General features: G+C 48.0%; 19 protein-coding genes, 1 other RNA gene and 1 pseudogene. 17 read left to right on the top strand and 4 right to left on the bottom strand.

Features of this window, described 5'->3' with window-relative positions; all coding sequences use genetic code 11:
* Window positions 1-19: 19 nt before the first annotated feature.
* From BN3656_RS13735 to BN3656_RS13700, 8 genes are all read left to right on the top strand, one after another.
* Entirely contained in the window at window positions 20-835 is an 816-nt protein-coding gene (locus BN3656_RS13735; RefSeq protein ID WP_242963013.1) for a DUF368 domain-containing protein, read from the top strand.
* Window positions 836-921: 86 nt separating this feature from the next.
* Window positions 922-1,599 carry an HAD family hydrolase gene (locus BN3656_RS13730; protein ID WP_066549186.1) on the top strand — a complete coding sequence of 226 codons (678 nt, stop codon included), beginning with the start codon at window positions 922-924 and terminating at the stop codon, window positions 1,597-1,599.
* Window positions 1,592-2,653: a metal ABC transporter substrate-binding protein gene (locus tag BN3656_RS13725; protein WP_066549184.1), complete on the top strand. Its 1,062-nt coding sequence runs from the start codon at window positions 1,592-1,594 to the stop codon at window positions 2,651-2,653. Before BN3656_RS13730 ends, BN3656_RS13725 begins: the two co-directional genes overlap by 8 nt.
* Before the next feature lie 6 nt (window positions 2,654-2,659).
* Window positions 2,660-3,430 carry a metal ABC transporter ATP-binding protein gene (locus BN3656_RS13720; RefSeq protein WP_066550901.1) on the top strand — a complete coding sequence of 257 codons (771 nt, stop codon included), beginning with the start codon at window positions 2,660-2,662 and terminating at the stop codon, window positions 3,428-3,430.
* Window positions 3,414-4,232, top strand: a complete 819-nt coding sequence (locus BN3656_RS13715) for a metal ABC transporter permease (protein ID WP_066549182.1) — start codon at window positions 3,414-3,416, stop codon at window positions 4,230-4,232. Before BN3656_RS13720 ends, BN3656_RS13715 begins: the two co-directional genes overlap by 17 nt.
* A gap of 256 nt (window positions 4,233-4,488) precedes the next feature.
* Window positions 4,489-5,691 (top strand): CobW family GTP-binding protein, encoded by a 1,203-nt coding sequence (locus tag BN3656_RS13710; RefSeq protein ID WP_066549178.1) that lies wholly within the window; start codon window positions 4,489-4,491, stop codon window positions 5,689-5,691.
* 10 nt (window positions 5,692-5,701) lie between these two features.
* Window positions 5,702-6,661 (top strand): GTP-binding protein, encoded by a 960-nt coding sequence (locus tag BN3656_RS13705; protein ID WP_331467932.1) that lies wholly within the window; start codon window positions 5,702-5,704, stop codon window positions 6,659-6,661.
* A 94-nt stretch (window positions 6,662-6,755) separates the two neighbouring features.
* The gene (locus tag BN3656_RS13700; RefSeq protein ID WP_242963012.1) at window positions 6,756-7,655 is read left to right on the top strand and encodes a patatin-like phospholipase family protein; all 900 of its coding nucleotides are present in this window, start codon (window positions 6,756-6,758) and stop codon (window positions 7,653-7,655) included.
* On the opposite strand, the gene BN3656_RS13695 is transcribed toward BN3656_RS13700, so the two are convergent.
* Window positions 7,642-7,848 (bottom strand): sulfurtransferase TusA family protein, encoded by a 207-nt coding sequence (locus BN3656_RS13695; RefSeq protein ID WP_066549176.1) that lies wholly within the window; start codon window positions 7,846-7,848, stop codon window positions 7,642-7,644. The two genes, BN3656_RS13700 and BN3656_RS13695, sit on opposite strands and share 14 nt — an antisense overlap.
* A 26-nt stretch (window positions 7,849-7,874) precedes the next feature.
* Window positions 7,875-8,936 (bottom strand): YedE family putative selenium transporter, encoded by a 1,062-nt coding sequence (gene yedE, locus BN3656_RS13690; protein WP_066549174.1) that lies wholly within the window; start codon window positions 8,934-8,936, stop codon window positions 7,875-7,877.
* Between the two features lie 268 nt (window positions 8,937-9,204).
* On the opposite strand from yedE, the gene rnpB reads away from it, so the two are divergent.
* The 3 genes and pseudogenes from rnpB (at window position 9,205) to BN3656_RS13675 (ending at window position 10,981) form a co-directional block, all read left to right on the top strand.
* Window positions 9,205-9,560: RNase P RNA component class A (rnpB, locus tag BN3656_RS13685), an RNA gene on the top strand.
* A pseudogene (locus BN3656_RS17135) lies at window positions 9,560-9,844 on the top strand (helix-turn-helix domain-containing protein); the annotation flags it as partial. The gene rnpB and the pseudogene BN3656_RS17135, both read left to right, overlap by 1 nt.
* A 489-nt stretch (window positions 9,845-10,333) precedes the next feature.
* On the top strand, window positions 10,334-10,981 hold the full coding sequence (locus tag BN3656_RS13675) for an N-acetyltransferase (protein WP_066550891.1): 648 nt from the start codon (window positions 10,334-10,336) through the stop codon (window positions 10,979-10,981).
* 57 nt (window positions 10,982-11,038) lie between these two features.
* Here BN3656_RS13675 and uxaC read toward each other — a convergent pair whose 3' ends face one another.
* Together uxaC and BN3656_RS13665 are read right to left on the bottom strand one after the other, a co-directional pair.
* The gene (gene uxaC / locus BN3656_RS13670) at window positions 11,039-12,454 is read right to left on the bottom strand and encodes a glucuronate isomerase (RefSeq protein WP_066549172.1); all 1,416 of its coding nucleotides are present in this window, start codon (window positions 12,452-12,454) and stop codon (window positions 11,039-11,041) included.
* A 22-nt stretch (window positions 12,455-12,476) separates the two neighbouring features.
* Window positions 12,477-13,478, bottom strand: a complete 1,002-nt coding sequence (locus BN3656_RS13665) for a LacI family DNA-binding transcriptional regulator (RefSeq protein WP_066549170.1) — start codon at window positions 13,476-13,478, stop codon at window positions 12,477-12,479.
* Window positions 13,479-13,690: 212 nt separating this feature from the next.
* On the opposite strand from BN3656_RS13665, the gene BN3656_RS13660 reads away from it, so the two are divergent.
* From BN3656_RS13660 to BN3656_RS13635, 6 genes are all read left to right on the top strand, one after another.
* Window positions 13,691-15,175: an altronate dehydratase family protein gene (locus BN3656_RS13660; RefSeq protein WP_066550888.1), complete on the top strand. Its 1,485-nt coding sequence runs from the start codon at window positions 13,691-13,693 to the stop codon at window positions 15,173-15,175.
* A gap of 46 nt (window positions 15,176-15,221) precedes the next feature.
* Window positions 15,222-15,983 carry an IclR family transcriptional regulator gene (locus BN3656_RS13655; RefSeq protein ID WP_066549168.1) on the top strand — a complete coding sequence of 254 codons (762 nt, stop codon included), beginning with the start codon at window positions 15,222-15,224 and terminating at the stop codon, window positions 15,981-15,983.
* A 146-nt stretch (window positions 15,984-16,129) separates the two neighbouring features.
* On the top strand, window positions 16,130-16,783 hold the full coding sequence (locus tag BN3656_RS13650; RefSeq protein WP_066549166.1) for a bifunctional 2-keto-4-hydroxyglutarate aldolase/2-keto-3-deoxy-6-phosphogluconate aldolase: 654 nt from the start codon (window positions 16,130-16,132) through the stop codon (window positions 16,781-16,783).
* Window positions 16,784-16,868: 85 nt separating this feature from the next.
* Window positions 16,869-17,900, top strand: coding sequence for a sugar kinase (locus BN3656_RS13645; protein ID WP_066549164.1), 1,032 nt, complete (start codon window positions 16,869-16,871; stop codon window positions 17,898-17,900).
* 123 nt (window positions 17,901-18,023) lie between these two features.
* Entirely contained in the window at window positions 18,024-19,058 is a 1,035-nt protein-coding gene (locus BN3656_RS13640; RefSeq protein ID WP_066549162.1) for a sugar kinase, read from the top strand.
* Window positions 19,059-19,184: 126 nt separating this feature from the next.
* Window positions 19,185-19,889 carry a hypothetical protein gene (locus BN3656_RS13635; protein WP_066549159.1) on the top strand — a complete coding sequence of 235 codons (705 nt, stop codon included), beginning with the start codon at window positions 19,185-19,187 and terminating at the stop codon, window positions 19,887-19,889.
* Window positions 19,890-19,905 lie beyond the last annotated feature (16 nt).

Genomic DNA, 19,905 nt, shown 5'->3' with positions numbered 1-19,905 from the left:
GATATCAGAAAGGAATCGTATGGGACATAACACAAGGGAAAACACAAAAATCCTTTTAAAGGGCGCCTGGGTAGGAGGTACCATGACCGTACCGGGAGTCAGCGGAGGTACTATGGCAATGGTGCTGGGAATCTATGACCGCCTTATTTCCTCGGTGAGCCGTGTGTTTAAGGAGCCGAAACAATCCATTCCCTTTTTACTGTGGTTTGCACTGGGAGGGGCGGGGGGTATCCTGCTCTTTTCCAGAGGCATCAGCCTGCTTTTATCCTCCCGGTGGGAGGTTCCTGCCCGCTTTTTCTTCCTGGGAGCTGTCGGCGGAGGGATTCCCCTGATTTTTAAAGAAGCGGGAATTAAAAGATTTGGCTCCGGGGACGCTGTTTTTGTGGGAATCGGTATCTTAAGCGCTCTGCTGATCGGCCTGATCCCGGAAGGCCTGTTCACGCCGGGAGCAGGAGGGGTATCCGATATTCTCATACAGGCTTTAGGAGGAGTTATCATCGCAGTGGCCCTGGTCCTTCCCGGGATCAGTGCCTCCCAGATGCTCTATATGCTGGGAATCTATGAAAGCACTTTAAAAGCCGTGGGAAATATGGATATTGCCGCCTTGGTTCCTCTGGCGGCAGGCGGGCTTTTGGGCACCTTTTTTTCTGCAAAAGTGTTGGAAGAGCTGTTGGAAAAACATACCCGGCCCACCTTTCTTCTTATTCTTGGCTTTATGTTTGCTTCTCTGCCGGAGCTGTTTCCGGGAATTCCGGCAGGAGCAGAGTCAGTGTACAGCCTGGTGGCTGTGGGAGCGGGATTTATGCTGCTTTATGGGATTGGGAGAATGAATTAGCTATAGCCATCCCCCATTTTCTGTGATATGATATACCCCTGATAAGCCTGTTTCGGGCGGACAATTGAAAAGGAAGGAAGACGGTTATGTATAAATGCTGTATGTTTGATCTGGACGGTACGCTTGTAAATTCCATTTATGCTTTAAAGCGGTCTGTGGACGGAACACTGGCGCATTTTGGCCTGGGGCCGATCACCTTGGAAGATACAAAGACATTTGTAGGAGACGGGTATAAAAAACTGGTGGAACGGGCTTTAAAGGCGTACGGAGATCCGGAACTGGTTCATTTTGAAGAGGCGCTGAACGTGTATAACCGGGTATTTAAGGAATGTTGCCTTTACCGGGTAGAGGCATACGAGGGAATCCCGGAGCTTCTGGCATTTTTAAAGGAAAATCACATTCTCTGTACCGTTTTATCCAATAAGCCTCATGTAAGAACCATAGAGAATATAAACTATGTATTCGGGCCGGATGTTTTTGACAGGGTATATGGGGAACGGGAATCTGCGGGGATCAAAAAAAAACCGTCTCCAGAGGGGGTAGAAGCGCTGCTTGAGGAGCTTGGGATTTCTAAAGAGGAGTGCCTCTATCTGGGAGATACCAATACAGACATGGAAACAGGAAAAAATGCTCAGGTAGATACGGTGGGCGTACTCTGGGGCTTTCGTTCCAGGGATGAGCTTAAAGTGTATGAGCCTGCGCTTTTAGCGGAGCATCCCATGGATGTAGCGGAATTTATAAAGGGCGTGAATCACATTGAATAGACAGAAAAAAAGAAGTGGAGCATGGACGAAAACAGGCCTTCTGAAAACAGGTATCCTGTTTTTCGCCCTGCTTTTGGGCAGCCTTGCATTTACAGGCTGTGCGAAAAGAGAATCTCCGGGAATCCGGGGAGAGCAGGGCGGGGATGACCGCCTTTTTGTAGTCACTACCATTTTCCCCTACTATGATTTTGTGCGGCAGATCGGAGGAGACCGGGTGCGGTTAAATCTGGTCGTACCGGCCGGGATGGACAGCCATTCCTTTGAACCTACGCCCGCAGATATGATTACCATTCAGAAAGCGGATCTGATGATCTGCAATGGAGGAACCATGGAGCAGTGGGTGGATCAGGTCGCTGCATCCCTTGACACCAGCCGTCTGCGCCGTCTGACTATGATGGACTATGTAGATGTGGTAGAAGAAGAGGTTGTGGAAGGAATGGAGAAAGAGGAGCACGGTCATGAACACAGCTGTGAGGAGGAAGAGGCTGGGGAATTTGATGCCCATGACGGGCAGGAGCTTGATATTGAATACGATGAACATATCTGGACTTCTCCTGTGAATTCCATGAAGATTGTGGAGATTATTTCTGATACCCTGGCGGAAATGGATCCTGCAAACGAAGCCTATTACAGGGAAAATGCCGCCTCATATCTGGAAGAACTTTCTGCACTGGATGAGCAGTTCAGGGAGATTGTATCAAATGGCCGCCACCGGATGATGGTGCTGGCGGATAAATTTCCTCTTCGGTATTTTGCGGATACGTATGGTTTGTCCTACCGGGCTGCATTTTCCGGCTGCAGTACCGATACAGAGCCAAGCGCCAGAACCATCGCATATCTTATTGACCGGGTGCGGGAAAATGATCTGAAAGCTGTATACTATCTGGAGCTTTCCAGTCACCGGACAGCAGATATCATCAGTGAAGAAACGGGGACAGAGCCGCTTTTGTTTCATTCCTGCCACAATGTAAGCCGCAGGGAATTTGACGAGGGCGTGACCTATTTACAGCTTATGCGGCAGAATGCAGAGCACTTGAAGAAGGGACTTGAATAGGAAATGATAGAACCATTGATTAAATGTGAGCATGTGGATTTCGGATATGAAAACCAGGATGCGGTGGTAGATGTAAATATGGAGGTATGCCCCGGAGACTATCTCTGTATTGTAGGTGAAAACGGATCGGGAAAAAGTACGCTGATGAAAGGTCTTTTAGGCCTTTTAAAGCCCTCCGCAGGGGTACTTACGGTATCAGAGGAATTAAAGCACACGGGAATCGGCTATCTGCCCCAGCAGACGGCCGCCCAGAAGGATTTCCCGGCTTCCGTACAGGAGGTTGTCTTAAGCGGCTGCTTAAACCGCAGGGGACGCAGGCCCTTTTATTCCCGTACAGAAAAGGCGGTTGCGGCAGAAAATATGGAGCGCCTTGGGATTACGCCTCTGGCAAAGCAGTGCTACCGGGAGCTTTCCGGCGGGCAGCAGCAGAGAGTTCTGATTGCAAGGGCGTTGTGTGCTACCACCCGGCTTTTGATCCTGGACGAGCCTATTACGGGACTGGATCCCATGGCGATCCAGGACTTTTATGCCATGATAAGAAGGTTAAACCGCGAGGATGGGGTGGCGATCCTTATGGTATCCCATGATCTCAGAAATGCAGTGGAGGAGGCCAATAAGATTCTCCATCTGCAAAAGCAGGTGCTTTTTTACGGCCCTGCCCACGATTATATGAACAGTCAGGCTGCGGGCCATTTCTTCCATGAAAAGGAGCAGGGGCAGTGTATCCCTACGGCAGTCTGCCGGAAAGGAGGCTGCTGCCATGAACATACTAAGTGAAATGCTGTCATATCCCTTTCTGGTACGCGCCCTGGTGGGAGGTATGTTGGTTTCTCTGTGCGCGTCCCTTTTAGGCGTAAGCCTTGTATTAAAACGCTATTCCATGATCGGGGACGGACTGTCCCACGTTTCCTTTGGAGCATTGTCCATCGCCCTGGCAATGGGCTGGTCGCCCCTTAAGGTGTCTATCCCGGTTGTAGTGCTGGCGGCCTTTTTCCTTCTTCGGATCACGGAAAACAGCCGGATCAAAAGCGATGCTGCCATCGCCATGATTTCAGCCAGCGCCCTGGCAATCGGTATTATCGTTACCTCCCTTACTACAGGAATGACCACAGATGTAAGCAGCTATATGTTCGGAAGCATTTTAGCCATGACAAAGGAGGATATGGCTCTGGCTGTAGTACTGAGCCTTGTGGTGCTGGGTCTTTTTGTGATCTGCTACAATCAGATGTTTGCAGTGACCTTTGATGAAAATTTTGCAAGGGCTACAGGCGTCAACGTGGGATTTTACAATATGGTGATTTCTGTCCTTACGGCGGTTACTATTGTGCTGGGAATGCGGATGATGGGAGCCATGCTGATTTCCAGCCTGGTGATTTTCCCCTGTCTTACCTCCATGCGCGTATTTAAAAGCTTCGGAGGAGTGATGATCTCTTCCGGGCTTTTATCCCTTGTGTGCTTTCTGTTGGGAATGATGGCATCCTATCAGTTTTCCACACCTGCCGGAGCCAGCGTGGTGGTGGTAAATCTGGCTGCCTTTATGATCTTTGGCGCATGGCAGATGCTGGGGAGGAGAAAATAAGGGTAACAGTTCAGCCATGCGAAGATTCAGGCAGAAAAAGCGTTGAAAGCTTGCTTTCATAAGAACTTTTCTGCCTGAATCTTCATAGGGCGGACGCCCGATGCTTCTTGTCCGCTGTAAGCGGGCAAGAAGATGCAATGCTGAACTGTTACAAAAAGGAAAAATGGCAGCAGCTGTCTTGACATTCCCGGAGGGATGTGCCACAATATTTAGTTGGTAAGACTGTGACTGCAGTAGAAAGAAGGAAGAAATTAAAATGACAAAGATTGATATTATCTCCGGTTTCCTTGGAGCCGGAAAGACTACATTTATTAAGAAGCTTTTGCAGGAAGCCATTTCCGGCGAACAGGTTGTGCTGATCGAAAATGAGTTCGGAGAGATCGGAATCGATGGCGGATTTTTAAAGGATTCTGGCATTGAGATCCGTGAGATGAATTCCGGCTGTATCTGCTGTTCCCTGGTGGGAGATTTTGGAAAATCTCTGGCAGAGGTGCTGACGACCTATAAGCCGGACCGTATCATCATCGAGCCCTCCGGCGTAGGAAAGCTGTCTGATGTTATGAAAGCTGTAATTGACGTATCTGCAGATATGGATGTGGCCTTAAACAGCGCGGTTACCATTGTGGATGCGGCAAAGTGCAAAATGTATATGAAAAACTTCGGTGAATTTTTCAATAATCAGATTGAAAATGCAGGTACCATTGTTTTGAGCCGTACTGATATCACAGACCCGGCCAAGATCCAGAAGGATGTGGAGCAGATTCGTGAGAAAAATCCAAAGGCAGCCGTTGTGACAACTCCTCTGGGAGAGCTGGGCGGAGACCAGTTATTAGAAATTATTGAGAAGCGCGATACCATGCTGGATGATCTGATGGCAGAGGTGAGAGAGCATCACCATCACGACGAGGAATGCGGCTGCCATGACCATCACCATGACCACGAAGGCCATGAGCACCATCATCACCACGGCGAAGACTGCACCTGCGGCTGCCATGAGCACGATCATGAGGAACATGAGCACCACCATGACCACGAGGAGCATGAGCATCATCACGACGAAGAGTGCGGCTGTCACGACCATCACCATGACCACGAGGGCCATGAGCACCATCATGACCATGGCGGGGACTGCACCTGCGGCTGTCACGATCATGAGCATCATCACCATCATCATGCAGATGAAGTATTTACCAGCTGGGGCATGGAAACGATTGTTCCTGTTACCAGAGATCAGCTGGAGGACATTTTAAAGCGTCTGGCAGATACAAAGGAATTTGGCGATGTACTGCGGGCAAAGGGAATGCTTCCTACGGAAAATCCGGGAGAGTGGCTGTACTTTGATCTGGTTCCCCAGCAGTATGAGATCCGCCAGGGCCGTCCCGATTATACCGGTAAGGTATGTGTCATCGGAGCCAGCTTAAAGGAAGAAGAATTGAACAGCCTGTTTGGAAGAGGCTAAAGAGGTTGATATGATGGGAAATGAAATTGAAGATAATGTAATGCCTCTCTTTTTGATCAATGGGTTTCTGGAAGCCGGAAAGACCCAGTTTCTGGAATTTACCATGGAGCAGGACTATTTTCAGACAGAAGGAAAAACGCTGCTGATTGTCTGCGAAGAGGGAGATACGGAGTATGACGAGAAAAAGCTTAAGAAAAATCGGACGGCCGTTGTTTATGTAGACGATTTTTCCAAGCTGACTCCGGAATACCTGAACGAATTAGAGGTGATCTACCGTCCGGAACGGGTGATCATGGAGTGGAACGGCATGTGGAATCAGGATGAGTTAAAGCTTCCTGAGGACTGGTCCATCTACCAGCAGATCACAATTATTGACGGATCCACCTTTGATCTGTATGTTCAGAACATGAAGCCCCTGTTAGGAGCAATGCTTCGCGGTTCCGAGCTTGTAATCATGAACCGCTGTGATGGGATTTCGGATGAAAAGCTTACCTCTTACCGCCGGACCATCCGAGCCATGAGCCGGGACAGCGAGATCGTGCTGGAGGATGCAGAGGGTGAGATCGAACAGGCCACTCTGGAAGAGGATCTTCCCTATGATATCAATGCGGATGTAATTGAAATCAAGCCGGAGGATTACGGAATCTGGTATATTGACTGCATGGATCAGCCGGAGCGGTATCAGGGAAAAACGGTAGAGTTTACAGCTATGGTATTAAAATCTCCCAAGTTCCCGAAGGGACAGTTCGTTCCGGGCCGTATGGCTATGACCTGCTGTGAGGCCGATATGACATTCCTTGGCTTTATGTGCAAATGGAAGGATGCAGAAAAATACCGCACCAAGCAGTGGATAAAGGTTCGGGCCAAGGTGGGAATCGAATATCAGAAGGATTACCACGGCGAAGGCCCGGTCCTCTATGGTGAAAATGTGGAACCGGCTGCAGAGATTAAGGATATTGTGCAGTTTTAAAAGATTTATAAAGATATCATTTGTGAGGATACTGGCTCAGAAAGGCCGGTATCCTCATATTTTATAGATAAGAACGGCTGCAAAAGGGAAAAGAATGGCAGAAAGGATTGTATATGGCCTGGCCCTTTCCGGAGGAGGAGCCAGAGGAGCATCTCATGCGGGTGTTTTAAAAGCACTGGAAGAGGAGGGAATGATCCCTTCCTGGATCAGCGGAACCAGCGCAGGTGCGCTGGCAGCAGGGCTGTATGCCTGTGGACTGGGTGCCTCCGAATTGGAAGCAGTCGTGAGCCACCTGTCCCGCAGGGGAAGATTTTATCTGGATCCTCAGTACGGAGCTTTGGCATCATTGCTCCCAAGGCTTCTTTCAGGACGCAGACTTACCCTTTCAGGCCTTTTAAAAGGAAACCGGCTTCAGGCATATTTTTACAGTCTGACAGAAGGAAAAAACATGGATGAGGCGTGTCTTCCGCTGGTGATTCCGGCCGTTGACTTAAATTCCGGAGATATCATAGCGTTTACCAATGCAGAGCGCCCACAGAAGGCGTCCCATGTGCAGTGGGAATGGGAAGGCCGGATCAGCCAGGCGATGATGGCAAGTGCCAGCTTTCCCGGGGTTTTTGCACCAAGACGGCAGGGAAGCCGGCTGCTGGTAGACGGGGGAGTGGCGGCCAGCCTTCCGGTGGAGCTTTTAAGAAAGGCCGGTGCAGTCTCTGTGGTGGCGGTAGATGTGGGAAGTGTTTATGAACCGCCTTCAGATGTGTCTCTTCCGGAGATTTTGACCCACTCCTTTTCCATTATGAGCCGCCGTTTAAAGGACTGCGGCTCGCGGGGAGAAACGGTTCTTTTAACGCCGCCCCAGCCTCCCGGAGCAGGGCTTCTTACCTTTGAAACGATGGAAGATTCCGTAAAACTGGCATATGAGTATACGAAAAGAAACATGCCTGCCATCCAAAAAGCACTTCAGACGGCAGGTCATGATGTCAGCGGATGGTAATCACATAATCCTTTCCCCGCATTTCTGTGGAGGCTTCTCTGTGATATTCATGAGCCAGCTTTAAAAGATTATCTCTGGTGTGGGCTGCATCCGACAGAACAGCCAGAGGCTCCTTTGGAGCAGCATCCATTTCATCCATTACAATCAGCACCGGCTCCGGGCAGGAAAGCCCTCTTACATCTATTTCTTTCATAAATTTTATCATCTCCTTTTTAAGAATTATTTTTTTGTTCTTCTCATACAGGAAGCAGCCACAGCAAAGAGCACCGCAATACATACGATACACATGATCCGTCCCGCAGGCGTGGTTCCTGTTCCGCTGGAAGCCAGGCCAAAGTTGTGGCACAGGGCTGCACCAACCAGCATGCCAAGCACATTAACAGCGGCATCCGAAGACCCCTGGCCTGCCAGAATCAGCTGGCGCAGAGGACAGCCTCCGGCTAATACGGCTGCAAAGCCTACGGTATAGGTGCCAAGGATATTCCAGAGAGTTTCTGCATGGGCAATAGGCTGGCCCTCAAATCCCGGTTTAAAATTGCCGGATACCAGGTTGTAAACCAGCATTACGCCAAAAAGTCCGGCAATTACACTTAAAAGATCAAAGTTTTTCATCAGGATCACATCGCGGATACCGCCTGCGAAGCAGGCTCTTGCTTTCTGAGCAGCGGCGCCGAAGATCAGACCGGCTGCCAGGGATACGAGGATGGGAGCATGAAGGCTTCCGGGACCTTCTGTACTTGCTGCAAAAAGAGGAGTAGCGATGCTTAAAACCAGAAGACTCAGGAAAATGGCAGGAATTATGTAGCCGTTTTCTTTTTTCGTATCAAAGGATCGTCCCAGACTGAAGCCCTTTTTCAAAAAGATACAGCCGGTGCCTACACCCAGCACAAAACCAATCAGTCCCATATAGGCATTCAGATCTCCGGCGGCCATACGGATGACCATGCGCAATGGACATCCCAGAAAAACCAGAGCGCCGATCATAGTAATAATTCCCAAAAGAAAGCGGATCATGGGAGAGGAGCCGGCGGTAGAGCGGTATTCCCCGGTGGCCATGGAAATAATGAAAGCTCCGGCTATCAGACCTGCGATTTCAGGGCGCATATATTGTACAATGGGTGCCGTGTGCAGCTTGGCTGCGCCTGCAATGTCGCGGATAAAGCAGGCGATACAAAATGCCATATTTCCGGGATTTCCCATAATAGCCAGCCATACAGCCACGGCTCCCAGCAGGCCGCCCCATACAAGCAGCCCCTTTTTTGAATTAAGTGTTTCTTTCATTTCATTCCCTCCAAACGTTATATTTAAAAAAGAATAACGCAGGCAATAAAAAACGGCCTGACCACTCTGGGACGGTGGCCGAGCCGGCTTTTACTGAAACATTTAGGAAGCTCCAACTGCGTATTCCTTTTTCTGATTAAATTGTAGCATTAACAGAAGGGGAGGTCAACTGGTTTTTGTATAATTTTCCAATTCAGGAAAAATGAGTTGAAGAAAAATTCTCAAAAACTGGACATGCCGCCGGTTTTGTGTTAAACTACCATAGTTGTGAGTAAGACAGATGGCCGCTGCTGCGATACCGAAAGGCCGCAGGAGAGGAAAGTCCGGGCTTCACAGGGCAGGGTGCCAGATAACGTCTGGCGGAGGCGACTCCAGGGACAGTGCAACAGAAATATACCGCCAGCCTGCGAAAGCAGGCAGGTAAGGGTGGAAGGGCAGTGTAAGAGACTACCGCCCGGCTGGTAACAGGCGGGGCACATGTAAACCCCACTCGAAGCAAGACCAAACAGGAAGCATATGGCGGCCCGTCAGCTTCCGGGTAGGTTGCTTGAGACTACTGGCGACAGCAGTTCTAGATAGATGGCCATCCAACGACATAACCCGGCTTATCGTTTTGCTCACACATGAAGAGAGATCATCTAAGCAAAGGACGCATACAGCGGCTTTTGGAGGGGTGGTCTTTTTTGTTGCCTGAAAGGATGGAAAGGGTAGATAAAATAGCCTTGACAAGTAAACAATCGTTCACTTCTGGAGGTCTTACTATGACGGACACAAAAGAAAGTATTTTAAAAGCTGCGCTGGGATTATTTGCCGTAAAGGGCTACGAAGCAGTTTCAGTCAGCCAGATTGCAGGGACTCTGGGCATGACAAAAGGCGCATTATATAAGCATTACAAAAATAAAAGAGATATCTTTGATTCTATTTTTACATATGTCTGTGAACTGGATGCAGAACGCTCCAGAAAAAGCGGCGTCCCTGAAAAGGAGTTTTCCGAAATGCCAGATTCCTTTTCAGATGTATCTCCCAAAAGCCTGAAGGAGTATATGCTTTCCCAGTTTCATTATTGGAGTATGGATGAAACTGCCTGCAATTTTCAGGAAATGCTGACCCTCGAACAGTATAAAATCACAGAAGCAGGCACATTGTATGAAAAGGTTTTAACAGACGGTCCGCTAACTTACATAGAAGATATTTTTCGTGAAATGATAATACATGACAAGCTTATAAAAAAAGAGCCCAGACAGCTGGCAGTTGAGTTTTATGCGCCGTTTTATTTGTTACTAAACATGGCCGACAGGACTGGACGTAAGAAAGATAAAGAAGAGATGGAAGCCGTCTACGAGAAGCAGATGGATGATTTTTTTCGCAAATATTTATTGCCTGAGGAGGAAGCAAGAATGCAGGAAATGATCAATATCAGAAATGAAGAGAAAGCAGACTACGCAATCGTTGAGCAGATCACAAGAGAAGCCTTTTACAATATGTATGTTCCCGGATGCGTCGAGCATTATCTGGTGCATATTATGCGGGAACATGAGGATTTTATACCGGAGCTGGACTTTGTCCTGGAGTTAAATGGAACTGTAATAGGAAATATCATGTACACAAAAGCATGGCTTTTGGATGAAGAAGGAAATAAAAAGGAGATTTTGACCTTTGGCCCGGTCTGCATTAAGCCTGGTTATCAGAGAAGGGGCTATGGCAGAAAGCTGATCGAACATTCCTTTGAAAGGGCTGTTAAGCTTGGATATGACACAGTGGTGATATTTGGAAGCCCGGTCAATTATGTGGGGTGCGGCTTTAAGAGCTGCAAAAAATACAATGTAGGTACGGAAAATGGAAAATATCCTTCTGCAATGATGGTAAGGGAACTGATTCCCGGCGCTCTTGACGGACACAAATGGATTTACCAGGACAGCCCGGTGATGGCAATCAGTGAAGAAGAGGCACAGAAATATGATGGTACTCTGGAAAAGATGGAAAAGAAATATCAGCCTAGCCAGGATGAATTTTATATTATGAGCCATTCGTTTATAGAAGAATAGGATCGAAAATGGGAGGCCCCGTCAAAGGGAACCTCCCATTTTGAATATACGTTTAAATTACTCTACCGTCTTTAAATCAAATCCAAAGTAATTTACAGCATTGTTGTAACAGATACCCTTTACGATGGTCTCTAAGGATTTCATATCTGCCGGATACTCGCCGTTGTCTACCCAGCCGCCGATCAGCTCGCACATAATGCGGCGGAAATATTCATGTCTGGTGTAGGAGAGGAAGCTTCTGGAGTCGGTCAGCATACCGATGAAGTTTCCAAGGCAGCCCAGGTTTCCGAGAGAGGTCATCTGCTCGGTCATGCCGGTCTTGTGATCGTTGAACCACCATGCGGAACCCTGCTGGATCTTGCCGGGGAACTTCTCCTGGAAGCAGCCCAGGATGGTGCCGATGGAAGCATTATCATTTGGATTTAAGGAGTAGATGATGGTCTTTGGAATCTCATTGGTAGCGCTTAATGCATTTAAGAAGTCTGCCATCTGTGCGCTTGGAGCGTAGTTGTTGATACAGTCAAAGCCGGTATCAGGACCAAGCTGCTCAAACATATATGCGTTGTTGTCGCGCTTGCAGCCGTAGTGAAGCTGCATGATCCAGCCCATCCGATTGTATTCTCTTGCAACAAACAGCATGAACGCGGTCTTGTACTTTAACTCTTCTTCGCGGGAAACAGCTTCGCTCTTTAAGCCCTTTGCGATGATGGCGTCCACCTCTGCGTCAGAAGCAGGAGCGTACATTACATACTCAAGAGCATGGTCGGATACACAGCACTTCATGGAATTAAAGAATTCCATACGGTTCTTTAAGGCCTCTTTTAAAGAAGCAAAATCCTTGATCTCAACGCCGCTTACCTCAGAGAGCTGTTTAATATAAGCTGCATAGGTTGGCTTTTCAACGTTCATAGCCTTATCAGGTCTCCATGCGGGAAGAACCTGTACCTCAAAGGAAGTATCCTCAGCCAGCTTCTTGTGGTATTCCAGGGTGTCAACCGGATCATCGGTGGTGCAGATTAAGGTAACATTGGACTGGCGGATCAGGTTGCGTACAGTCATGGAATCCTCCTGCAGCTTTGCGTTGCACAGATTCCATACTTCTTCAGCGGTATCGCCGTTTAAGTAGCCCTCGTAGCCGAAGTATCTTCTTAATTCAAGATGGCTCCAGTGGTACAGGGGGTTGCCGATCAGCTTTGGAAGGGTCTCGGCCCAAGCCTGGAATTTCTCCCTGTCCGTAGCGTCGCCGGTGATATATTTTTCATCAACGCCGTTGGAACGCATCTGACGCCATTTGTAGTGGTCGCCTCCCAGCCATACCTGAGTGATATTCTCAAATTTGCGATCCTCACAGATTTCCTGAGGATTGATATGGCAGTGATAGTCCAGGATAGGCATGGTCTCAGCATAGTCGTGATAAAGCTTCTGAGCCATTTCGGTAGATAATAAGAAATCCTTGTCTAAAAACTGTTTCATTTTAGTAGAGCCTCCTTAAATGTTAAAAGTTTGTGGTGTTTCTTTTTATAAGATCAGAGGCGATCGTAGTCCGGCTGGGCACAGATTCGCCGCTGAAAACTCCCATAAGTGTTTTTACTGTAGTCGTACACAGTGTCTCCACCCGGCTGTCGATAGAGGTGATCTCAGGATCTGTACAGCGGGATAAAAGAGAATTATTATAGCCGATGATACTGAGCTGGTCTGGTACGGAAATCCCTTTTGCATGGGCGTATTTAACCGCTCCTACTGCCAGGGAATCATCCGAGGTTACAACTGCATCGAAGTCAAGCCCCTGTTTCGACAGTCTCAGGAGCAGGTCTCTGGCATCCTCAAGATTTTTGGAACACTGATGGATCAGATCCTCCTGCACGGGAAGTCCGCAGGAAGTAAGAGCTGCCTTATATCCATCCATCTTGTTTAACCCGCTGTAAGAATAGCTGGTATACAGATAAAGAATCCGCCTGCTTCCGGAACGGATCAGCCGGGAAACCGCATCATACACAGCAGAATAATCATCGCAGACTGTGCTGTAGATATTTTCCCCCTCCAGATAACCGTTTACAAGCATGACAGGTATATCATGTGCAGCTTTTAAGATATAATCATTATCCTTGGGGCAAAGCTCCACAAATTTTGAACCGGCCAGAATAATGGCGTCTACACGCTTGGAGCGCAGCAGATTAAAATACTTCTGCTTGACCTTCAGATCATAACCCGTACAGCAGAGAATAGAATCATAGTTATGGCTGCGAAGTTCCCGTTCCAGATAGTAGATGGCACCGGCCAGATAGGGATCGGAGGAATCGGAACACATGATCCCTATGGTCTGCATGGTGTCAAGCCCCAGTCCTCTGGCAAATACATTGGGTGTATAGCCAAGTTCATCCATGACGTGCAGAACCTTTTCACGGGTACGCTCGCTGACATTGGGATTGCCGTTTAATACACGGGAAACCGTGGCAATGGATACTCCGGCATGTTTTGATACATCATATATATTCATGTATGGAACAACCTCACATTCTGTAAGCGCTTACAAGCTAACTTCATTATACATTTTTTCGGAAAATATTGCAAGAGTTTTCTATTTTTTTATTGACTTCTTACGGGAAAATGGATAAAATGAATGTAAGCACTTACATAGACCTGACCGGCATCCCCAAAAGACTGTCAGGCCAGAGAGCACCAAGTAAAGAACAGGAGAATGAAGCGATCATGCAGGATATTGTAAAGATCAATCAGAATGACAATGTTGCCGTTGCACTGCGCCCTTTAAATAAGGGAGAGGTACTGCAGGCGGCAGAAACCGCAGTGACCCTTATGGAAGATATCCCCCAGGGCCACAAGTTTGCGCTGAGGGAAATAAAGAGCGGAGAAGAGGTTGTAAAGTACGGCTTCCGCATCGGTTTTGCCAAGGAGGATATCCAGCCGGGACAGTGGGTTCACGTTCATAATGTGAAGACGGCTCTTGGAGATGTTCTTACTTATGATTATGAGCCGGAAGGCCATCAGGATGTAGAACCCACAGAGCACACATATTTTGAAGGCTACCGCAGAACCGACGGGAAGGCAGGAATCCGCAATGAAATCTGGATCATTCCTACCGTAGGCTGTGTGAACTCCATTGCAAAGGCTCTGGAAACGGCTGCTAAGAAATTTGTGGGAGGCAATGTAGAGGACGTGATCGCATTCCAGCATCCATACGGCTGCTCCCAGATGGGAGACGATCAGGAAAATACCCGTAAGGTTCTGGCAGATATGATCCACCATCCAAATGCAGGCGGCGTGCTTGTTCTGGGACTGGGCTGCGAAAACAGCAATATTCCTGTGCTTATGGACTATATCGGAGCGTATGACGAACAGAGAGTGAAGTTCCTCCAGTGCCAGGATGTAGAGGACGAGATGGAGGAGGCCATGAAGCTGATCGGAGAGCTGGCAGCCTATGCAGGAGCATTTTCCAGAGAGAAAATTGATGCCAGCGAGCTGATTATCGGCATGAAATGCGGCGGCTCCGACGGACTTTCCGGAATCACGGCCAATCCGGTAGTAGGAGCATTTTCCGATCTTTTAGTAAGCAAGGGCGGTACAACGATCCTGACTGAGGTGCCTGAGATGTTCGGCGCTGAGACCCTTCTTATGAACCGCTGTGCAACTCCGGAACTTTTTGACAAGACCGTAGACCTGATCAATAATTTTAAAAATTACTTCACAAGCCATAACCAGACCATTTATGAAAATCCATCCCCCGGCAACAAAAAGGGCGGTATTTCCACTCTGGAGGACAAGTCCTTAGGCTGCACCCAGAAGTCCGGAAGCGCTCTTGTAAAGGGAGTGCTGGAGTACGGCGAACCGGTTAAGGTAAAGGGCTTAAATCTTTTAAGTGCTCCCGGCAATGACCTGGTGGCAGCTACGGCTTTGGCTGTGTCCGGCGCCCATATGGTGCTCTTTACAACCGGCCGCGGCACACCCTTTGCATCCCCGGTTCCTACTGTAAAGATTTCCAGTAATTCCAAGCTTGCAGGCCACAAGAATAACTGGATCGATTTTAACGCAGGCCGTATGGTCGAGGATAAGACAAAGGAAGAACTGGCAGAGGAACTGCTTGGCTATGTGCTGGAGGTTGCTTCCGGCCGCAAGGTAAAATCTGAGGAAGCAGGTTTCCATGATATGGCTATCTTTAAACAGGGCGTGACCCTGTAAAATGAACCGGGCAGGTAGTCCGGACTGCATATAATAAGGAGACACGATGAAATTAAACAGGACGGCACTGCGGACGGTGGATATATTAAAACTGGTGTCAAAAAAGCCGGACGGCATTACGCTGGATCAGATCTGTGAGCAGCTTTCCATCCCAAAGACAAGCGCCTATGATATTCTTACAACTCTGGTGCATACGGGGATGATTCATGTGGCCAGAGAGCAGAAGCAGCGTTATACCATAGGGCTTACCGCCTATCGGGTAGGAATCAATTATACCAACAATATGGATTTTATCGGAACCATAGATCCGGTTTTAAAGGCTTTTTCAAAAGAAGTGGGAAAGACCGTATTCTTCGGCGTCCGAGCGGATGACGAGATCGTATATATCTGTAAATATGAGCCGGAAAATCCCATTATCACAACAGCCACGGTAGGCACTAAAAACCCTATTTACTGCACCTCACTTGGAAAAGCAATCCTGGCTTATTCAGAAGAGGAGGAGCGGCTGGCTCTTACGGAGCGGATCCATTTCAGGGCATTTACAGAACGTACCATCCGGGATAAGGCCTGTTTTCTGGATGAACTGGAAAAAGTAAAGGAAAAGGGCTATGCCCTGGACGCCAGAGAACTGGAGGAGCATATGGAATGTGTCGGCGCTCCGGTTTTTGGCCCGGATGGAACGGTTATGGGAGCGATCAGCGTTTCCAGCCTTTATAAGCCAACAGAGGATTATGAAGCGCTGGGACGAAGAGTCTGTGAAAAGGCCGCCATGCTTTCAAGGCTTTTGGGATATATAGGTAAAAGATAATGGGTGGATTGCGTGTAAAAATGTACATTTTTTCGCTGGTTTCCTGTTGACAAATCATGCGGTAACTATTAGAATTTAATTATAAAAAATCGTAAATATGAAGTATATTCGTATTTACGAACAAAGATGAAAGAAGGAGAAGAGAAATGAAAAAAGAACAAGTTCTGGCAAGACTGAAAGAAGACTGTCTGGTAGCTGTGGTTCGTGCAAAGAACCTGGAGCAGGGCGAGAAGGTGATCGATTCTATCGTAGCCGGCGGCATCAACTTCATCGAGATCTGTATGACCGTTGATGAGGGCAGCCCCATTGATCTGATCGCAAATATGGTAGAGAAATATAAGGATAATGATAAGGTAGTAATCGGCGCAGGTACTGTTCTGGATCCTGAGACTGCAAGAATGGCTATCATGGCAGGTGCTAACTATGTAGTAAGCCCAGGCTTAAACCTTGAGACAATCAAGATGTGCAACCGCTACAGAGTACCTATGCTGCCAGGCGTTATGACTCCAACCGAGGCTATTGCAGCTATGGAGGCAGGATGCGACGTAATCAAGATCTTCCCAGGCAATATCGTAGGACCGGCAGCAATCAGCTCCTTCAAGGGTCCCCTTCCTCAGGGTGAGTTCATGCCATCCGGCGGCGTTGATGTTGATAACGTTGACAAGTGGATCAAGGCAGGCGCATACGCAGTTGGAACCGGAAGCAGCTTAACAAAGGGCGCTAAGACCGGTGATTTCGCAGCTGTTACCGCAAAGGCTAAGGAGTTTGTAGACGCAGTAGCTGCAGCAAGAGCTAAATAAGAAATCATTTCGCTGAGACAAAGAAGCCACCGCCCGGCTGATCCGGGCGGCGCAGATAGAGTAAGAGAATAAGGAGATTATAAAAATGGCAAAGATCGTTACCATGGGCGAGATCATGTTAAGATTATCTACCCCGAATAATGAGAAATTTATCCAGGCAGACGAGTTTGATGTTAACTACGGCGGCGGTGAGGCTAACGTAGCAGTATCTCTGGCTAACTATGGCCATGATGTTGAGTTTGTTACAGCAGTACCGGCAAATCCGATTGGTGACTGTGCAGTAGCAGCTTTAAGAAAGTACAATGTAGGTACAAAGCATATCGCAAGAAGCGGCGAGAGACTGGGTATCTACTTCTTAGAGACCGGTTCTGCAATGAGAGCTTCCAATGTAGTTTATGACCGTGCAAACAGTGCGATCGCTACAGCTACAGCAGATGAGTTCAACTTTGATGAGATTTTCAAGGATGCTGACTGGTTCCATTTCACAGGTATTACTCCAGCTGTCAGCGATGCAGCAATCGAGCTGACAGAGGCAGCTTTAAAGGCAGCTAAGGCTCACGGCGTAACTGTTTCCGTAGACTTAAACTTCCGTAAGAAGCTGTGGTCCTCCGAGAAGGCTCAGAAGGTTATGACTAACCTGATGCAGTATGTAGACGTTTGCATTGGCAACGAAGAGGATGCTGAGAAGGTTCTTGGATTCAAGCCAGGCAACACAGATGTTACTTCCGGCGAGCTGGAGCTGGCAGGCTATGTTGATATCTTCAATCAGATGGCTGATAAGTTTGGCTTCAAGTATATCATCAGCTCTCTGCGTGAAAGCCACAGCGCTTCCGATAATGGCTGGTCTGCATGCATCATGGATGGAAAGACCCGTGAGTTCTATCACTCCAGAAAGTACCATATCACTCCAATCGTTGACCGTGTAGGCGGCGGCGACTCCTTCGCAGGCGGTCTGATCTGCGGTCTGGCTGACGGCAAGGATATGAAGGCAGCTCTGGAGTTTGCAGTAGCAGCTTCCGCATTAAAGCACACCATTCCTGGCGACTTCAACCTGGTTACCCGTGCAGATGTTGATAATCTGGCAGGCGGCGACGGATCTGGCCGTGTTCAGAGATAATCACTTTACGAACACAATATATACTCTGTAAACAGCGGAGCCTGTTTGAAAATTGCGTTTCAAAGATGGATTTTCAGACAGGCTCCCTGTCATTTAATGAAAAATATTTAGGAGGATACAAATATGGCAGAATATACGAGTAGAAGCTTTGATCTTCTGACCCTTGGACAGCTTCTTTTAAGGCTTTCTCCGCCGGATAACGACCGCCTTTCAAGAGGTGATACCTTTGTAAAGCAGGTAGGCGGAGCAGAATTAAACGTGGCGGTAGGTGCTTCCTTGCTGGGACTTCGCACTGGTGTTATCTCCAAGCTTCCCTCCCATGATATTGGAAGCTTTATGAAGGGAAAGATCCGTTCCTTTGGCGTCAGCGATGACTTTTTTATGTATGATGATTCTCCCTCTGCCCGCGTTGGCATTTATTACTATGAAAATGGAGCATATCCCAGAAAACCAAAGGTGATCTATGACCGTATGAACAGTTCCTTTTTCAGCCTCAATATTGACGAGATTCCAAAAGAGGTCTATACTGCCTCCAAATGTTTCCACACCACAGGCATCACCCTTGCTTTAAGCCCGCAGATCCGTGAGACAACCATTGAGATGATCAAGCGTTTTAAAGAAGCAGGAACCCTGGTTTCCTTTGACGTAAACTTCCGCGGCAACTTATGGAGCGGAGATGAGGCCAGAGAGTGTATCCTTAAGATCCTTCCGTATGTTGATATCTTTTTCTGTTCTGAGGATACAGCACGCCTTACCTTCTTAAAGACAGGCACAGCAAAAGAGATGATGAAGAGCTTTACGGAGGAGTATCCGATTTCCATTGTGGCATCCACTCAGCGAATTGTACACAGCCCCAAGAGACATACCTTCGGTTCTGTAATCTATGATGCTGCCAGAGATACCTATTATGAGGAGGAGCCATATAGGGATATCGAGGTGGTAGACCGGATCGGAAGCGGAGACGCTTATATTTCTGGTGCGCTTTACGGGCTTTTAAGCAGCGGCGGCGACTGCTCAAAGGCCATTGCCTTCGGAAATGCTACCGCAGCAGTAAAGAATACCATTCCGGGAGATCTTCCGTCCTCTAATCTGGAAGAGATCCAGACCATCATCAAAGCTCATAACCAGTCCGGTCCTCAGAGCGAGATGGCAAGATAGGAGAGAAGACGGTAGTTTAATTCTTACGTCAGAAATGTTAAGAATTACTTTATTGGATTTTTGGGAAAAATAGTATATACTTCAAAATGTAACCGGCGGGAAACCGTGATTAAAGGAGTGATTACATTGAGAAGATACTATTTTTGCGTAGCAGCAATTTGCGCGGCAGCGGTGATCGGGATCAGCGGCTGCGCCATGAATACAAAAGCAGAAAGTGCCCAGACTCAGGCAGATGCATCTCAGCCAGAGTCTGCTGAGGCCGTCACAGTAGTGGAAGCGGTAACGGGCCCCATTGAAAGCATGGAAGAAACTCCAAACGGGGAGCTGCAGCCTGTACGGATTTACGGTTCGGCATCCCATATGGAGGACGGGCGTCTTTCCATTGATAACCGTTCCGGCGTGAGCGCTGAGGGAGAGATCATCCTAAATATCTCTCAGGAATCCACCCTGATCCTGGATGCAGTTTCTGGTACGCCCCTTACATTAGAGGATATCCAGGATGGGGAGACGATCTATGCGTACATTGGTCCGGCTATGACGATGAGCCTTCCGCCCATGACCAATGCTGCTATCATTTTTGCCAATATTCCTGAGGATTTTAAGGTGCCTGATTATGTGGAGGCAGACTCTGTCATTACAGATGCAGGCAGCTCCCAGACGGTGCTTACGGCTTCAGACGGCACAGAGTACATTCTGGCAGAGGACTGTGACATTTTCCCATATCTTACAAGAAATATTGTAACTCTGGATGATCTGACCCAGGGTAAAAAGGTGGTCGTATGGTCGGGAGATGACAATACAGCCACAAAAATCATGGTATTTGCAGAATAATCCCATAAAAAAGAAT

The sequence above is a fragment of the Clostridium sp. AT4 genome (assembly GCF_001517625.2).
Classification (GTDB): domain Bacteria; phylum Bacillota; class Clostridia; order Lachnospirales; family Lachnospiraceae; genus Enterocloster.
The sequence above is the reverse complement of the archived record's forward strand: the minus strand, read 5'-3'. Positions and strand labels throughout refer to the sequence as shown.

Excerpts from the sequence above, each read along its gene's own strand:
- BN3656_RS13665 (WP_066549170.1), bottom strand. The coding sequence starts at position 13,478 with ATGAATATATATGATGTATCAAAACATGCCGGAGTATCCATTGCCACG.
- BN3656_RS13715 (WP_066549182.1), top strand. The coding sequence starts at position 3,414 with ATGAACATACTAAGTGAAATGCTGTCATATCCCTTTCTGGTACGCGCC.
- BN3656_RS13675 (WP_066550891.1), top strand. The coding sequence starts at position 10,334 with ATGCAGGAAATGATCAATATCAGAAATGAAGAGAAAGCAGACTACGCA.
- BN3656_RS13650 (WP_066549166.1), top strand. The coding sequence starts at position 16,130 with ATGAAAAAAGAACAAGTTCTGGCAAGACTGAAAGAAGACTGTCTGGTA.
- BN3656_RS13705 (WP_331467932.1), top strand. The coding sequence starts at position 5,702 with ATGATGGGAAATGAAATTGAAGATAATGTAATGCCTCTCTTTTTGATC.
- BN3656_RS13730 (WP_066549186.1), top strand. The coding sequence starts at position 922 with ATGTATAAATGCTGTATGTTTGATCTGGACGGTACGCTTGTAAATTCC.
- BN3656_RS13640 (WP_066549162.1), top strand. The coding sequence starts at position 18,024 with ATGGCAGAATATACGAGTAGAAGCTTTGATCTTCTGACCCTTGGACAG.
- BN3656_RS13695 (WP_066549176.1), bottom strand. The coding sequence starts at position 7,848 with ATGAAAGAAATAGATGTAAGAGGGCTTTCCTGCCCGGAGCCGGTGCTG.
- BN3656_RS13710 (WP_066549178.1), top strand. The coding sequence starts at position 4,489 with ATGACAAAGATTGATATTATCTCCGGTTTCCTTGGAGCCGGAAAGACT.
- BN3656_RS13660 (WP_066550888.1), top strand. The coding sequence starts at position 13,691 with ATGCAGGATATTGTAAAGATCAATCAGAATGACAATGTTGCCGTTGCA.
- BN3656_RS13655 (WP_066549168.1), top strand. The coding sequence starts at position 15,222 with ATGAAATTAAACAGGACGGCACTGCGGACGGTGGATATATTAAAACTG.
- BN3656_RS13645 (WP_066549164.1), top strand. The coding sequence starts at position 16,869 with ATGGCAAAGATCGTTACCATGGGCGAGATCATGTTAAGATTATCTACC.
- yedE (WP_066549174.1), bottom strand. The coding sequence starts at position 8,936 with ATGAAAGAAACACTTAATTCAAAAAAGGGGCTGCTTGTATGGGGCGGC.
- uxaC (WP_066549172.1), bottom strand. The coding sequence starts at position 12,454 with ATGAAACAGTTTTTAGACAAGGATTTCTTATTATCTACCGAAATGGCT.
- BN3656_RS13735 (WP_242963013.1), top strand. The coding sequence starts at position 20 with ATGGGACATAACACAAGGGAAAACACAAAAATCCTTTTAAAGGGCGCC.
- BN3656_RS13700 (WP_242963012.1), top strand. The coding sequence starts at position 6,756 with ATGGCAGAAAGGATTGTATATGGCCTGGCCCTTTCCGGAGGAGGAGCC.